Raw genomic sequence first — 16,731 nt, 5'->3', positions numbered from 1 at the left:
CTCCTTATCTTAGTGTAAATTATTTGGTTATTTTAAACTTAAACAAAACAACTTATCGATACTTTTGTTTGATTTTCAATAAAATCATATTCATAACGATTCATTCATGAAGAAAAAATCCATGGCATTTCCCAAAATAAAAATATTCTTATGCGCTGCATTTAGCATAATATTACTCATTTCCTGTCAAAAAAAAGAGCATCCTGTAGGATTTTATTACTGGAAAACAATTTATAAACCTGACACCATATCTCAAAAAATAGTCCAAGAGTTGAAATCCGATGCCCTGTTCGTACGTGTTATGGATATTGATTTTACAGATAATGGAATTGAACCCACACCCATATCACCTATTTCTTTTGAACAAACTGTGGATCAAAATCAGGAGCTTATTCCAGTAGTATTTATTAACCAAAGAATATTTACAGAGCTCGATAGTCTAGAGATAAGAGGACTTGCCCATAAAATGATACCTTTTATAGCTGCAAAAGTAAAGCAAGGAGGAAAAGACGCGTTCAAGGAACTCCAAATAGACTGTGATTGGACAAAAAGTTCAAGAGATAAATTTTTTTATTTACTCGAATTCTTACAAACAATTCCAGAACTAAATGAAGTGACAGTAACATCAACTTTGCGACTCCACCAAGTGAAAAATATTCAAACAAATGGTGTCCCTCCTGTTAAAAAAGCAACACTTATGTGCTATAATATGGGCAACTTGAGACAATTTGGTGATCATAACTCCATTTTAAATCAGCAGGATTTAACAACCTATTTAAGTGGTACATTAAAAAACTATCCGTTACAATTAGACATCGCTTTACCACTTTTTGATTGGTATGTCGCGTTCCGTGATCAACAGTACATCGGAATATCCAAGTATATTGACCAATCAGATTTTCAGGATAATGGCCTTTTTACAAGAAATCCAAAAACTGAATTATATATTCTAAACCAAGATCTACAAAAAGCCAATCTTAAAAAAGGAGATGTGATCCGTCATGAATTTGTTACTAAAGAGCAATTGATAGCGACAGCAAAATTTTTAAAGAAAGAACTTCAAGGAAAAGAGAACAGAATTATATTTTATCATTTAGCACCAGAAGTAATATCCAATTATAGTTATGCAGATTTACAAGAAGTCATTGCTGCTTTTTAGCACAACACTTTCCCTATATTTCAGTGAGATTGCGATTAATATCGCTTGCGGTCCTGAGATGGATCCATACGACAATCAAAAAACCTATTTTCTCCCCAATTTGGAGGACAATAGCTATTCAGCCTTTCAATTTATCCCTTATCAATTTCTCTATACCGAACAAGAACCTATTTCTGAAGCGATGGTCAACGTGGCAGACTGGATTGATCACCTTGGCAGCCAGGTCAAAAGTGAGGATGTGTACGCTCTTATGTATCAATACAACGCAGAAACAATACAGATTTTTAAAAAAAATGATGCCTTAAAAAATCTACCTGATTCGCTACAAAATAACACCTTTGTTCAGAGCTTACTACTTCCAAAAAATAAGTCGGAATGGGATTATTTCATCTTTACAAAAGATCAAGAACCTATTACTAATATAGCTCAGGATCCATGGAGTCCAGATGAACGTAATTTTGATAAAATAAATCAATTTGCAGTAGAAGCTGAAAGTAAAATTTCTAACGACAAAGACAATCACTTCATCGCACTGCGCTATGCATATCAGGCTGCAAGGTTATTTCTTTTTGCAAAAGAATATGAAAAAAGTATGATGGTTTATGAGAAATACATAGCACGCTCAAAGTCAAAATCTCCTATCCTAGGATGGGCTCTATCTAATTATGCCGGCGCTACCAGAAAAAATGGCGATCCAGCAAAAGCAGCTTTCTTATTTTCTAAAGTTTTTACACAATCACCCGAAAGAAGAATATTAGCTTATAACAACTTCCATTATATTCAGACTACAGACTCCGAAATATTAGCACATGCAAAAACTAAAGCCGACAAGTTCAATATCAATGCAATTATTGGTTTTAATAACAGCAATATCAACTTAACATATCTTAAAAACTGTTATCAACTAGACCCAGCAAATACGATTAATGCTGTACTCCTAACGCGCGAAGTCAATAAAATTGAAAACTATTTCATCAAACCCAATACACTAGGTCGCAGTAGCACAAATGGGTATAATGATGGACAAACACAAGATATTCAAAAACACCTCCAAGATGTTAGAGCACTTGCTATCTCACTCTATAAAGATAAAAAATATGTTCAACCACAATTAGGATTAATCACAGCAGCTTATTTAAGCTGGCTTAATGCAGAAAATGATTTAGCAAAGAACTACATCAAAAAGGTAGACATTAAATCTCTGAATGAAAATCTTAAAGATCAATTACGAATAACAGATATGTTAACCCAACTGAAAGACTGGGAAGCGAATAAAACATTAAATGAAAATCAGTTGATCTCAACCTTAAAGTGGCTACAAGAAAAGGCACGTAAAGAAAATAAATCTGAAAATCCAAGTTATTGGAATGCATTTGAAAATAGCTCTTACAGCCTCATTGCTAAAAATATCATACAAAATATCGTTGTCAATCAATATCTGATTAAAGGAGATACTGCTCTAGCAAGCCTGGCTGCAGTAAAAGGTGATACTTTTTATCACTATGGTCATGTGAATGATACACTTGAAAATAATATGCAATATAGCACTATCCAGTTTTGGCAAGACAATTTAACTCCACAAATATTGTTAAGAATTCAGGAATATATTTTAACGCCTGATAAACCATCAAAAATGGTTCAATTTTTACTAGAAGATATCAAAAAAATAAATAAGAATTATTTAACCGAATTGATCGGTACCGCCTATTTGAGAGAATTAGATTTTAAGAATGCTGTAAAAACATTAAAAAGACTACCTGGTACATATAAATCCAAAGAATATAGCAATTGGTATACAGACCAGACAATAGCTCCAGATCCATTTATTACGACGATCAATGACTATCCAAAAAGAATTGGAACTTCTGGTATGACTAAACTCGAGTACGCAGCACGTATGTTAAAGTTCCAGTCTTTAATAAATGAAGAAAAAAATAATAGTAAAAAAGCAGATTATTATTTTCATTTAGCAAATGGCATTTACCAAACAAGTACTTACGGCAATGCATGGTCTCTCGTATCTTACCAGTGGTCATCGTATGACAATAATGCCAGACCAAGTCAATATTGGGAACGAAACTACACACAAACTAAAACTGCCAAAGAATGGTACTTAAAAGCCCGAGAGTTGGGTTCAACTCCCGAATTCAAAGCGAAGTGTACATTTATGTTAGCAAAATGTGAGCAAAAAGAATTTGAATTAAAAGATGATATGCGATGGACCTATTACGAAAGTAGTCATGACAATCCATTTTATCAATTTGCAATCCAAAACAAATACTTTCATCAACTAAAAAATCAATATCAAAAGACTGTTTTTTATCAAACAGCAGTCCGAGAATGTACTTATTTACAAGATTTTATTTCAAAAAATTAATATTACATCCGATTATTCTCGTTATGATAGATACTGAGATAGCTATCATAACGGGATGATTCGATCTCACCAGCTTCAACCGCCTCCATAACCACACATCCCGGTTCGTTGACATGTCTACAATTGTCAAATCGGCATTGATTCATCAGATCACGCATTTCAGGAAAAAAGTGAGATAACTCTTGCTTTTCAATGTCTACAATACCCAATTCGCGAATACCTGGCGTATCAATAAGTTTTCCACCAAATGGGAGATCATACATTTCAGCAAATGTTGTCGTATGCTTCCCTTTATCAGACCAATCCGAAATGTCTCCTGTCTTAACAGCATATTCAGGCACAATCGCATTAATTAAAGTTGATTTACCTACACCAGAATGTCCTGAAATTAGTGTCGTCTTATCTTTCAGAAGGTCTTTTAACTGATCTATATTCATCCCATTCAGTGCCGACACTTCATAACATGGATAGCCAATATGTTCATAGATACTTTTATAATCTTGTAAAATAGCTAATCCGTCTTCACTAAATAAATCCAATTTATTAAAAATCAAAACTGCAGGAATGCTATATGCTTCTGTGGTAACCAAAAAACGATCGATAAAACCAAGTGATGTAGGCGGAGATGCTAATGTTACAACCAAAAAAGCTTGATCTAAATTAGCACCAATGATCTGTGTTTGCTTTGATAAGTTGACAGATTTACGAATGATATAATTACGTCTAGGTTCTAATTCATTAATGACAGCACTTTCAAGATCAGGCTCCACTTCAAAATGAACCCAATCACCAACAGCGACAGGATTGGTGCTTTTAATCCCTTTTGTACGAAATTTTCCTTTTATACGACAGTCATAACGTTGCTCATCTTCACCCAATACCTGATACCAACTACCCGTAGATTTTGTTACTAGTCCTCTCATAAAAGTTTCTTTTGTGCATATATCATCCAACAAAAATCGGAAAAATTTATTAAACTTAAGGTTTATCGTTTTTATTACCTTTGTAAGAGACACCTTAAAATTAGAATTCGTGAAAAAACTATTTCTTCTAGATGGAATGGCCCTTATTTATAGAGCCTATTTTGCATTAAGCAAAACACCTCGTATTACCTCAAATGGCTTAAATACAGGTGCAATAATGGGATTTACAAACACATTATTGGAAATATTAAAAAATCAAAAACCATCACATTTAGCCGTAGTTTTTGATACCGAAGCACCAACAGCTAGGCATATTGAGTTTGAAGCATATAAGGCCCATCGTGAGAAAATGCCAGAAGATCTTTCGGCATCCATACCCTATATTTTCAAATTGATCACAGGTTTCAATATTCCCATCATTACGAAAGATGGTTACGAAGCAGATGATATCATCGGAACCCTAGCGAAAAAAGCCGAAAAAAATGGCTTTACTGTATATTGCATGACTCCAGATAAAGATTTTGGTCAACTCGTTTCAGAAAATATTTTTATATACAAGCCAGCTCGTATGGGGAATGGAGCGGAAATACAAGGTGTAAAAGAAATTCTTGAAAAATGGGAAGTATCGGATGTCAACCAAGTCATTGATATTTTAGGACTCTGGGGAGATGCTGTTGATAATATACCAGGAATACCTGGAATTGGTGAAAAAACAGCCAAAAAATTGATTCAGGAATTTGGTTCAATAGAGAATATTATTGCCAATGCAGACAAATTAAAAGGCAAACAACGTGAAAACGTCGAAAATTATGCTGAGCAGGGCTTAATTTCAAAAAAATTGGCCACGATATTATTGGATGTTCCAGTAGAACTCGAAGAAGAAAAATTATTAATAGAAGAACCCAATAAAGATATACTTGAGCCCCTATTCATCGAATTGGAATTTAGAACACTTGGGAAACGGGTATTTGGAGAGATGGCCAATAGTACAGAAAGTTCAAAGACTACAACTGGACAAATGGACTTATTTTCCTTACCACAAGATGTTCAAATGATCGAAGAAGAGAACTACGCAGGCCCTGTGAACAACCTGGAAAATACGCCACACGAATATATTTTAGTCAACACAAAAGAGAAACAAGAAGCGCTAGCAGCACAATTATCGACACGAACAAGCTTTTGCTTTGATACAGAATCTACAGGCTTAGATGCCAACCTTGCTGATATTGTAGGGTTATCATTCTCTTTTGAAAAGGGAAAAGCCTATTATATACCCACACCAGCAGATAGACAACAGGCACAAGAAGTGATCAATATTTTCAAACCCATATTGGAAAATGATCAAATTGAAAAAATTGGTCAAAATATAAAATACGATATTTTATTATTAGCTCGATACCAAGTTGCTGTCAAAGGTCCTATTTTTGATACCATGCTTGCCCATTATTTAATCGATCCAGATACAAGGCATGGCATGGATGTATTGGCAGAGAACTACCTAAACTACAAACCACTATCCATCACAGAGTTGATAGGAAGCAAAGGTAAAAAACAAGGAAATATGAGAGATGTTGAACTTGATTTAATTAAAGAATATGCTTCCGAAGATGCTGATATTACCCTACAACTTAAAGAAATCTTTAAACCACTCTTAGAGGAAACAAATACACTAGGCCTTGCCAATGAGGTCGAGTTCCCATTGGTGTACGTTTTAGCAGAAATAGAAAGAAATGGTGTCCGCATCGATATTGACGCTTTGCAACAATTCTCAAAAAATCTGGAAACAGACATTCGATTATTAGAACAGACCATTTACGAAAAAGCAGGAGTAAATTTTAATATCGCGTCACCTAAACAGTTGGGTGAAGTTCTTTTTGATAAATTAAAATTAGATCCTAAGGCAAAAAAGACAAAAACGGGGCAATACAAAACAGGAGAAGATGTTTTATTAGCATTAGCTTATAAATCAGATATTGTCCAAGATATATTGAGTTTTAGACAGCTACAGAAATTAAAATCGACTTACGTAGATGCGCTTCCAGAATTGATCAATCCCGATACAGGACTCATCCACACTTCATACAATCAAGCTGTAGCAGCTACTGGTCGTTTAAGTTCAACAAATCCCAATTTACAAAATATACCGATTCGAACAGAGCGCGGTCGCGAAGTAAGAAAAGCATTCATCCCTCGTCATGAAAACAATGTCATATTATCTGCCGATTATTCTCAGATCGAGTTACGCCTTATTGCCGAATTGAGTAAAGATCCCAATATGATGGAAGCATTTACTTCTGGGCATGACATTCACCGTGCGACAGCTGCCCGAGTTTATGGGCTCGAGCTAGAAGAAGTAACATCAGATCAGCGTAGAAATGCAAAAGCAGTAAATTTTGGTATAATCTACGGACAGTCGGCATTTGGTCTATCGCAGAGTCTTGCTATTCCACGCAAAGAAGCCGCAGAAATTATTGATCAATATTTTATTCAATATGCAGGGATCAAAAAATACATGAGTGAAGTTTTAGAGTTTGCAAAAGAAAACGGTTATGTCGAAACAATCCTCAAAAGAAGACGTTATCTAAGAGATATCAATTCAGCAAATATGACCGTAAGGGGGTTTGCAGAGCGAAATGCCATTAATGCTCCTATTCAAGGTTCGGCGGCAGATTTGATCAAAATTGCCATGCTCGGTATTCAAAAAGAAATTGAAGAGCAAGGACTATTAGGTAAAATGATTATGCAGGTGCATGATGAGCTTGTTTTTGATGTCCCTGAAAATGAAGTATCCATTTTTAAAGAGATCATCCAAACAAAAATGACTGGCGCCATAAAAACAGAGATCCCACTAGTCGTAGAAATAGGACAAGGTAAAAATTGGTTAGAAGCACATTAAATAACTATATCAAGGATAATTATGAGAAAACTTCTGTTTATCTTAATAGCTTACTTTCAAATCGTTAACATGGTTATAGGACAAGAAAAAGCAACTTACTATGAAAAAGTCGAGAATAATACTTTTCGTTTTTTCTTTGATAAGAACTATTTTCTTTCCGACAAATTTTGTGAATTCAAGTCCATTGAACGTGTTGTCCCTTTAAATCCGAAAACACAAAAATTTGATGGTATTTTTAAAGACTTCAACAATTATGGTCGTTTAATTCTAGAAGGAGTTTATACAAATGGAATAAAAGATGGGCCTTTCAAAGCCTATCACCCTAATGGCACATTAAAATGGGAAGCTAATTTTATAGCAGATGTGCCAAAAGGAGAAGTCAAACATCGTTACCCAAGTAACCAGTTGGCAATGACACTATTGTACACCGATAGCATCATCTATATAAAAGACTTTTGGTTACCTAATGGCACGCAGAAAATAAAAGATGGCGAAGGAACCTACTCATTTTCAATTCCGTTTGAAGGTTACAACCAGTATGGATTTGATTTTTATGTAGCAAAAGGAAAAATACGCAATGGCAAACAGGATGGCAATTGGCAAATACTAGGTTATAATAAAGGAGACAAAGAAACACTAATCGCAACAGAAAAATATCAGGATGGAAACTTACTCATAGGAAACGATTACTATTTTGACAATTCATACCGCAAAACAAAATTTGGGATAATTCCGTATGATACATTTTTTAGAGCTGAGTCATTGACCTTTAAAGCCTGTAACTTTGATGATTTTTCTAATTTCAACATGTTTACAAGTTTAGAATTAACGAGTGCATTAAACCAGATGGATTCAGAAGGATTTATAGAAGATACGTTTGAGTATAAAATCAAGCTAGATAAATCTGGAACACCATCAAAAATAAATTTTATTAAGTTAACCTCATCAGACGCGATCAATAATGTGCTTAAACCATTATTAAGTAATATTAGCTTTTATTATCCATCATTAGAAAACGGTATGCCAGTTGTAGATATCCTGACCGTAACCGGTAAAATATATACGAATTCTGAGGGAAAAATTACTGTACTACCAATAATAATTCATCGAGAAAAAGGACAATAAGACTATTTGATTATATTTGCAAAAAAATTATAGGCATGAAATTTCACAAAGAAGGATATACAAGTCTGGCTATTACTATTTTAGTAATATTTATTATAAATGCAATTGCGGACTATTATGATGCTCCTGAAGTTATTAAATGGATTATTTATATCCTTTCAGCATTTCTTTTTATCACAATCGTTCAATTTTTCCGTAGTCCAACAAAACAAATTGTTATCGACGAAGGAACGATTTTATGTCCTGCTGACGGAAAAGTTGTCGTGATAGAAGAAACGGAAGAAAATGAATATTTCCATGACAGAAGGTTACAAGTTTCTATTTTCATGTCACCTATTAATGTACATGTTAATCGTAATCCAATTAGTGGTATTGTGACCTATTTCAAATATCATCCTGGCAAGTTTTTGGTTGCATGGCATCCAAAATCATCCACAGATAATGAAAGAACGACAGTAGTCGTAAAAAACGCCAATGGTGTAGAAGTACTTTTTAGACAAATTGCAGGCGCATTAGCACGTCGTATTGTATGGTATATAAAAGAAAATGATCAAGTTGCACAAGGGGCAGAATTTGGGTTTATCAAATTCGGTTCCCGTGTTGATCTATTCTTACCTTTGGGCACAGAAATCCATGTTAATATTGGTGATAAGGTAGTCGGAGGTAAGACCATCATCGGAAAATTTTAATAATTTATTAACAAGTAATAACTAACTTAGGCTTTGGTATTTTACCAAAGCCTTTTTTATTATATACATGAATTTTAGACAACTCGTTTTAAATTGTTCATTAGCCGTTGGTTTGGCTATTTCTGCCGTTAGTTTTTACTACCATTCGGATTGGAAGTCCTTTCTAATTATTTTTATTATCGCTACCCTTGTCAGTTTTCTGATGTTCAACTTCGTATTTGAACGCTATATTTATAAAAGAATAAATACGATGTACAAGCTTATACATAACCTTAAATTAGGAAAAGATCTTAAGGATGCACTAGGTGAGCATGTGACTGCAGACCCAATAGGAGATGCTGAAAATGAAGTAAAAGCTTGGGCGAAAGCAAAAAAAATAGAAATAGAACAATTAAAATCACAGGAAAAATTTAGAAGAGAATTCTTGTCTAATGTTTCTCATGAATTTAAGACCCCGCTTTTTTCGATTCAAGGCTATATAGAAACTTTACAAGATGGCCTTATGGAAGAAGATCTGGAGATGGCCAAAACTTTTCTCAATAAAGCATCTAAAAATGTGGATCGCTTAAACTATCTCATCCAAGATTTAGATGAAATATCAAAACTAGAATCCGGAAAAATGGTTTTAAATATTGAAAAGTTTGATATTGTAGAACTAATTAAAGAAACTAAGGAATCCTTGGATGATAAAGCCAAATCGAATAATATTGAAATTCAATTAAAAATAAAACCGGGTACCCCCTATTGGGTAAAGGCGGATAAGCACAAAATCAGTCAAGTTCTTGTCAACTTAATTGAAAACTCGATCAAGTATGGGAAAAATGGCGGAAAAAGTCAAATCCGTATTTTTCCCCTATTCGAGCAGGTATTAGTAGAAATAACAGATGACGGATATGGTATTGAGGAGAAAAATTTAAGCCGCGTCTTTGAACGTTTTTATAGGATCGATAAAAGTAGATCAAGGGGCATTGGAGGTTCTGGGCTAGGTTTATCAATAGTCAAACATATTATAGAAGCACACCAACAAAATGTAAATGTAAGAAGTACAGAAGGCATCGGGACAACTTTTGGGTTTACCCTTGAAAAAGTTTCTCAAACATAATATCAAGGATGTACGACTTAACATTCCACAAAACTTAACATTAACTTAACATTAACTTAGTAATTTCGCAAAAAATAATTAATAATGATATGTCTTTAAATAGCATTTTTCAGTATTTCGTTCCTAAGGATAAAAAGTTTTTCCCTTTATTTGAACAAGCAGGTAGTAATTTGATAGAAATGTCAAAATTACTAAAAGAAGCCGTTAACGCAAGCGACGCGGAAAAACGTAAAGAAATCGTTCGTAAAATCGAAGATCTAGAACATAAAGGAGACAATATTACACACCAAATTCACCTCGAGCTTGGTAAAAATTTCATTACTCCATTTGATCGTGAAGATATTCACGCATTAGCAAGTTCATTGGATGATGTTGCAGATTTTATAAATGGAGCTTCTAACAAAATGGATCTTTATAAAGTACAAAAGGCGACAGAACCTATGATTGAAATGGCTGATTTAATCGTTGAGGCAACAGATCATGTAGCAAAAGCAATTTTCGAATTAAAAGATCTTAAAAACATCCGCAATATTACAGATTCATGTGTTCGTATCAATAGCGTTGAAAATAAAGCTGATTATATCTTTGATAAAGCAGTCGCTGATTTATTCGAATTTGAAAAAGATGCCATTACTTTGATCAAACATAAAGAAGTATTATCGGCAATGGAAGACGCTACAGACAAATGTGAAGACGTAGCAAACGTATTAGAAAGCATATTGGTTAAAAACGCATAATCGCGATTTTAACACATTAACACATTCATATTATGATGTCAACATTATTAATTGTTGTAATTATACTAGCGATTGCTTTTGACTACATTAATGGTTTTCATGATGCTGCCAACTCAATTGCTACCGTCGTTTCAACAAAAGTATTAACTCCTTTTATGGCTGTTTTGTGGGCTGCGATTTTCAATTTCGCTGCTTACTTTTACTTTACAGACCATAAAGTGGCCAATACAGTTGCAAAAACTGTATTAGAAGAATATATTACATTAGAAGTCATTTTTGCAGGTTTATTAGCTGCGATAGGCTGGAATCTATTCACATGGTACTACGGTGTACCGTCAAGTTCTTCACATACTCTAATCGGTGGGTTTGCCGGATCAGGAATGGCTTACGCTTTCATCATAGGTGGAGATCCGATCCATGCCATCAATATTGATGCAACTCTAAAAATCATTGCATTTATTGTACTCGCCCCCATTATTGGGATGCTCATATCCATTATTATCACCCTCATTATTATCAATATCGCTAAAAACTCCCGACCTGCAGTTGCAGAAAAGTGGTTTAAGGTATTACAATTGGTTTCTTCAGCAGCATTAAGTTTTGCTCATGGAGGTAATGATGCACAAAAAGTGATGGGTATTATCCTAGTAGCGATGGTAGCAGGGGGGTATTTACCCAATACTGAGCACATGCCGGAATGGATTCCATTGACCTGTTATTTGGCCATCTCTTTAGGAACGATGAGTGGAGGATGGAAAATTGTGAAAACGATGGGAACTAAAATTACGAAAGTTACCCCTTTGGAGGGTGTTGCTGCAGAGACAGCTGGTGCCCTAACATTAGGTCTAACAGAGCATTTTGGTATTCCTGCTTCGACCACACATACCATCACAGGTTCTATCATAGGGGTGGGTATTGTTAAACGCGTTTCAGCAGTAAGATGGGGAGTTACGATCAGTCTATTATGGGCTTGGGTATTAACTATTCCTGTATCTGCATTGCTTGGTGCAATCACATTGTTTATTATACACTACATATTGTAATAATTTACACTATTTTACAAAAAAAATATAAAGTAAAACAAAAATTTGGTAGATTCGTCCGGATTTTTGTTTTACTGCTTTGCAATAAAACAAAGAAAAATACGTTTTTCTTCTAGTTAGAATTAAAACAATTGATGCTTTTTTAATTTCGGCACGGTGTTTGATTATTCCAAACCGTGTTTCCATTTCAAAAGATCACATACAAATTAGAACAATTAAAATTTAATAATAACCTTAAAAACAAGAGTATGAACTATTCTACAATTAAAAAAACAGCTGTTGCTGCTTCCTTAGTTGCCGCTTTAGGCTTTGCTGATGTAGCACAAGCTCAAACTGTATTTGGTGGAAGATCACAATACAGAACTTGGTCAATCGGTGTTCAAGGTGGTATCACTACCCCTAATGCTTTGGTCGGTGGATCTAATAACTTCGGTCAAAAAGTTGGTTACTTCCAAAATAAAGTAGGTGAGTACTACGGATTAACAGTTCGTAAACAATTCTCTCACCTATTCGGTTTAGAATTAGAAGGTAACCGTGGCAAAATCAAAACTTTCAACAAAAATAATGCTGTTGAAAGTACTAAATGGCTTGCTGCTGGTGCAAAATCTGCAGAAACTGAAGTAAACTGGGCAGCTAGCTTAAATGGTGTATTCCAATTAGGTACTATCGATTTCTTGAGAAGAGAAAACTCAGTTAATTTCTATGCTAAAGTTGGTTTAGGTGTTATGGCAAGTAACCCTGTTCAATATGCAAACAATGATTTCACAGGTACTTCATTCTCTAACAAAGGTAAATGGGGTGAAGAAATCTTCGGAGATCGTGACAAAGTTGGAGATAGAGATTTTAAATTAGCTGCTTACGTTCCAGTAGGAGTTGGTGCAAAATTCAAATTATCTGAAGTTGTTGCTTTAAACTTAGGTTACACAATGAACTTTACTGATGACAACATGTTATTCGGCCCAGGTCGTTCTGATGTTAAAGGTAAATTCTCTAATGTATACGGTGGTTTAGAATTCACTTTAGGTTCAAGAGACAAACAAAACTTGACTTTTGCTAACCCAGTTGCTACAATGTATGATGAATTGAAAGATCCTTCATTACGTAACGAAGTTGAAGCATTAAAACAACGTGTATCTACATTAGAAAGTACTGTTAGTGCATTAAATACTGATTCTGATGGTGACGGTGTTTCTGATAAATTCGATAAAGAGCCTAACTCTCCTGCAGGTGCAGTAGTTGATGGATCTGGTCGTCAAATCAAATTCCCTGAGCCAGTTGTTAACAATGTAACTTCTTCAAACGGTTATGTTGCTCCAATTCAATTCGAATTTGATAGCTCAGTATTGAAAACTCAATCATATGCTACTTTAGACAAAGTTGCTAAAGAAGTACGTGATAACAATTCATCTGTTACTTTAGATGGTTATGCATCTGCTGAAGGTTCTGAAGCATATAACCTTTCTTTATCTAAAGACCGTGCTAATGCAGTAAAACAATACTTAGTTAACGCTGGTGTTGCTTCTTCTAAAATTACAGCTAACGGTTACGGTGAGGCTAATCCAGTAGCATCTAATGCAACTGAAGAAGGTCGTGTTCAAAACCGTCGTGTTGAGATCAAAAAATAATTATATATAACATATAATTTTAGAAAGCCGATTCGCAAGAATCGGCTTTTTTATTTTGCCCACTTTAATCCGTATCTTTGCTAAGTAATAATTAATTTTATTTGTAAATTAATTAGACATAGTTATTAAAAATCACTACTTTCAACTAAGTTGAGTTACTGATAGATTATACAAGGATGATGGAAGAGGAATTTGATTTTGAATCTCCTGAGGAAAGAAAAACCTCGGTTGATCGTTATGAAGAAATGATAAGAAATGAAGATCAATACTTCTTTGACTCTAAAGCATTTGAAGGAATTATTGATTATTACATTGAAAAAAATGATCCTATTAAAGCCTTACAGGTTGCAGATTATGCCATTAATCAGCACCCCTTTGATGTGACATTTTTATTAAAACAAGCACAGTTATATTCTGCCACCCAACAATTCGAAAAAGCATTAAACGCACTTTCAAAAGCGGAGTTATTAGAACCATCTGAAGGAGATATATTCTTTATTAGAGGAGGTGTCTATGGTGCCAAAGGACAATTTAAAGAAGCAAAAGAACAATTATTTCAAGCATTGAGTTTGTCCGATAATAAAGATGAGATCTACTTTCACATCAGTGTCGTCTATCAAGGTGAAGCAGATTTCGAAAAAGCGATTTATTATCTTAAAAAAACGCTTGAGCTCAATATGGATAACCAAGAAGCTTTGTATGAACTTGCCTATTGCTATGATATTCTGGACAGACAAGAAGAAAGTGTCGAGTTTTATAAAAAATATATTGATTCGGAACCCTATTCCTATTATGCTTGGTACAATTTAGGCAATGCTTATCACAAATTGTCCAAATACCCGGAAGCGATAGATGCTTATGATTACGCTATTTTAATCAAAGAAAATTTTTCATCTGCATATTTCAACAAAGGAAATGCATTGGTCAATCTTGATCGCTATCAAGAAGCATTGGAAGTCTATAAGCAAACATTTGAATATGAAAAACCAAGTGCTGACACCTATTGTGCTATCGGAGAATGCTTAGAAAAACTGGAGCAAATGGAAGAAGCTCGTGTTTTTTATAAAAAAGCAGTCAAAATGGATGGCGACCTGGCGGATGCCTGGTTTGGCATTGGTGTAACTCTTGATTTTGAAGAACGCCACTTTGAATCGTTACACTTTTATAAGAAAGCACTGGAGTTAGATGATTCAAATCCAGATTACTGGTTTGCAATTGCCGACGCAAGATATAAATTAAAACAAATCGATCTAGCAGAAGAGGCATATGCCAAAGTGGTTGAATTGAACCCCTTAGATATTGACGCCTGGCTGGACTATTCATCTATATTCTTCGAACAAGATAAAGTCGATGAAGCCATTGAAATTGTATCTGAAGCTATCACTAATAATCCAGAGGCTGCAGAACTATATTTCAGAATGGTAGCCTATTTGTTTGCAAACGGTAAATACAATGATGCAATCGTCTTCTTAGAATTGGGTCTTGCAACAGATCCTGAAAAGCATTATATCCTTTTTGATTATCTACCTCAATTACAGGGGAATCATATCATTTCAGAAATCATTAAAAAATATTCTCCTAAGTAAATGAAAAAGTTAGGACTCATCGGTTTCCCTTTAGGACACTCCTTCTCTAAAAAATACTATTTAGAGAAATTTGATAAAGAACATATTACAGACGTTAATTATGATCTCTATAGTATAGCAGATATTCAGGAATTTGAAAAAATATTTAAGGATTCGGATTTCTATGGTGTGAATGTTACCATTCCACATAAAATCAATGTGCTTCCGTATCTTCAAGAGCTATCGCCAGAAGCACAAGCTATTCAAGCAGTAAATTGTATACAAATTAAACATACAGCTTCTGGACCTTTTTTAAAGGGATTCAATACGGATGTGTTTGGCTTTATGGAGTCATTAAAACCCTTATTAGATGACCATCATAAAAAAGCATTAATTCTAGGAAATGGTGGTGCCGCAAAAGCTGTTGAATATGCATTAAATGCCTTGGATATCTCCTACAAAGTTGTCAGTAGATCAAAAACAGAAACAAACCTGACCTATAGCGAACTTGATGCTCACATATTAAATGAATATTATATCATTATCAATTGTTCTCCGGTGGGGACCTTCCCAAATATCGAAGATGCACCGGATATTCCATATGATCATATTGGTAATAAGCATCTGTTATATGATTTAGTGTATAATCCCCCAGAAACAACATTCCTTAAAAATGGCAAAAATAACGGCGCTAAGATCAAAAATGGATTAGAGATGTTAGTACTACAAGCAGAAAAAAATTGGGAAATTTGGAATGAACTGTGATGATTTTGCAGCACGTATAATACCTTCACTCAGCCCCGCTAAAAATACTATTTTGATCATGAAATTACTTTAAAAAATTATGTTACATATTAAGACTTTCACCTTTAATCCATACCAAGAAAATACCTACGTACTCTATGATGAGCACCGCAATTGTGCCATAATAGACCCGGGAATGTATGGTCAGGCTGATGAAAAACTATTAACAGATTTCATAGAGCAAAATGGTTTAATTCCCAAAATCTTATTAAATACACACTGTCATATTGATCACGTTCTGGGCAATAGATTTATATTTGATCAATACGCTCTATACCCTCAATTTCATGAGGGAGAACTGTCTGTTTTGATTGAAGTGCAAAACTATGCACCCCAAATGGGATTCAGATACGAGATCTCCCCTATCGCAGAAACCTTTCTTGGCGAAGAAGGTATTATAAAAATAGGAAACGATGAGTTAAAATTGATATTTGCACCCGGTCATTCGCCAGCACACCTATGCTTCTATCATGAAAAACAACAATTCCTTATTGGTGGAGATGTATTGTTTAAAAACAGTATAGGGAGAACAGACCTGCCAGGAGGTAATCACGAACTACTCCTTAAAAATATAAAAGAAAAAATTTATACCCTTCCGAATGAGGTCACCGTTTACCCAGGACATGGACCAACCACAACAGTCGGATCGGAAAAAGTGAACAATCCATATATTAGAGCATAATAAT

Annotated in this window: 13 protein-coding genes; 12 read left to right on the top strand and 1 reads right to left on the bottom strand. The window is 34.5% G+C overall.

Annotation, left to right across the window (positions count from 1 at the left end):
* Positions 1–106 precede the first annotated feature (106 nt).
* Together MUB18_RS05230 and MUB18_RS05225 are read left to right on the top strand one after the other, a co-directional pair.
* Positions 107–1,159: a hypothetical protein gene (locus tag MUB18_RS05230; protein WP_248755166.1), complete on the top strand. Its 1,053-nt coding sequence runs from the start codon at positions 107–109 to the stop codon at positions 1,157–1,159.
* Complete coding sequence (locus MUB18_RS05225) at positions 1,125–3,536, top strand: hypothetical protein (protein WP_248755165.1); 2,412 nt, start codon at positions 1,125–1,127, stop codon at positions 3,534–3,536. The genes MUB18_RS05230 and MUB18_RS05225 overlap by 35 nt, the downstream gene beginning before the upstream one ends.
* A gap of 2 nt (positions 3,537–3,538) precedes the next feature.
* Here MUB18_RS05225 and rsgA read toward each other — a convergent pair whose 3' ends face one another.
* Positions 3,539–4,459 carry a ribosome small subunit-dependent GTPase A gene (gene rsgA, locus MUB18_RS05220; protein WP_045754017.1) on the bottom strand — a complete coding sequence of 307 codons (921 nt, stop codon included), beginning with the start codon at positions 4,457–4,459 and terminating at the stop codon, positions 3,539–3,541.
* A 109-nt stretch (positions 4,460–4,568) separates the two neighbouring features.
* On the opposite strand from rsgA, the gene polA reads away from it, so the two are divergent.
* The 10 genes from polA to MUB18_RS05170 all read left to right on the top strand — a co-directional run bounded on the left by polA (position 4,569) and on the right by MUB18_RS05170 (position 16,727).
* The gene (gene polA, locus MUB18_RS05215; RefSeq protein WP_248755164.1) at positions 4,569–7,355 is read left to right on the top strand and encodes a DNA polymerase I; all 2,787 of its coding nucleotides are present in this window, start codon (positions 4,569–4,571) and stop codon (positions 7,353–7,355) included.
* A 21-nt stretch (positions 7,356–7,376) separates the two neighbouring features.
* A complete protein-coding gene (locus tag MUB18_RS05210) occupies positions 7,377–8,480 on the top strand; it encodes a toxin-antitoxin system YwqK family antitoxin (protein ID WP_248755163.1) in 1,104 nt (367 codons plus the stop codon).
* Positions 8,481–8,515: 35 nt separating this feature from the next.
* Positions 8,516–9,169, top strand: coding sequence for a phosphatidylserine decarboxylase family protein (locus MUB18_RS05205; protein WP_248755162.1), 654 nt, complete (start codon positions 8,516–8,518; stop codon positions 9,167–9,169).
* A 67-nt stretch (positions 9,170–9,236) separates the two neighbouring features.
* Entirely contained in the window at positions 9,237–10,271 is a 1,035-nt protein-coding gene (locus MUB18_RS05200; RefSeq protein WP_045754020.1) for a sensor histidine kinase, read from the top strand.
* 89 nt (positions 10,272–10,360) lie between these two features.
* On the top strand, positions 10,361–11,008 hold the full coding sequence (locus MUB18_RS05195; protein WP_021190730.1) for a DUF47 domain-containing protein: 648 nt from the start codon (positions 10,361–10,363) through the stop codon (positions 11,006–11,008).
* A gap of 32 nt (positions 11,009–11,040) precedes the next feature.
* Positions 11,041–12,051 (top strand): inorganic phosphate transporter, encoded by a 1,011-nt coding sequence (locus MUB18_RS05190; RefSeq protein WP_045754021.1) that lies wholly within the window; start codon positions 11,041–11,043, stop codon positions 12,049–12,051.
* A gap of 248 nt (positions 12,052–12,299) precedes the next feature.
* The gene (locus MUB18_RS05185) at positions 12,300–13,676 is read left to right on the top strand and encodes an OmpA family protein (RefSeq protein WP_248755161.1); all 1,377 of its coding nucleotides are present in this window, start codon (positions 12,300–12,302) and stop codon (positions 13,674–13,676) included.
* A gap of 179 nt (positions 13,677–13,855) precedes the next feature.
* The gene (locus tag MUB18_RS05180; protein ID WP_248755920.1) at positions 13,856–15,262 is read left to right on the top strand and encodes a tetratricopeptide repeat protein; all 1,407 of its coding nucleotides are present in this window, start codon (positions 13,856–13,858) and stop codon (positions 15,260–15,262) included.
* Complete coding sequence (locus tag MUB18_RS05175) at positions 15,263–16,006, top strand: shikimate dehydrogenase family protein (RefSeq protein WP_045754023.1); 744 nt, start codon at positions 15,263–15,265, stop codon at positions 16,004–16,006.
* 79 nt (positions 16,007–16,085) lie between these two features.
* Positions 16,086–16,727, top strand: a complete 642-nt coding sequence (locus tag MUB18_RS05170; RefSeq protein WP_248755160.1) for an MBL fold metallo-hydrolase — start codon at positions 16,086–16,088, stop codon at positions 16,725–16,727.
* Positions 16,728–16,731: the final 4 nt, after the last annotated feature.

It is taken from the genome of Sphingobacterium sp. PCS056 (assembly GCF_023273895.1).
Taxonomy (GTDB): Bacteria; Bacteroidota; Bacteroidia; order Sphingobacteriales; family Sphingobacteriaceae; genus Sphingobacterium.
Note: the sequence above shows the minus strand (reverse complement) of the source record. Positions and strands in the feature narration are given on the sequence as shown.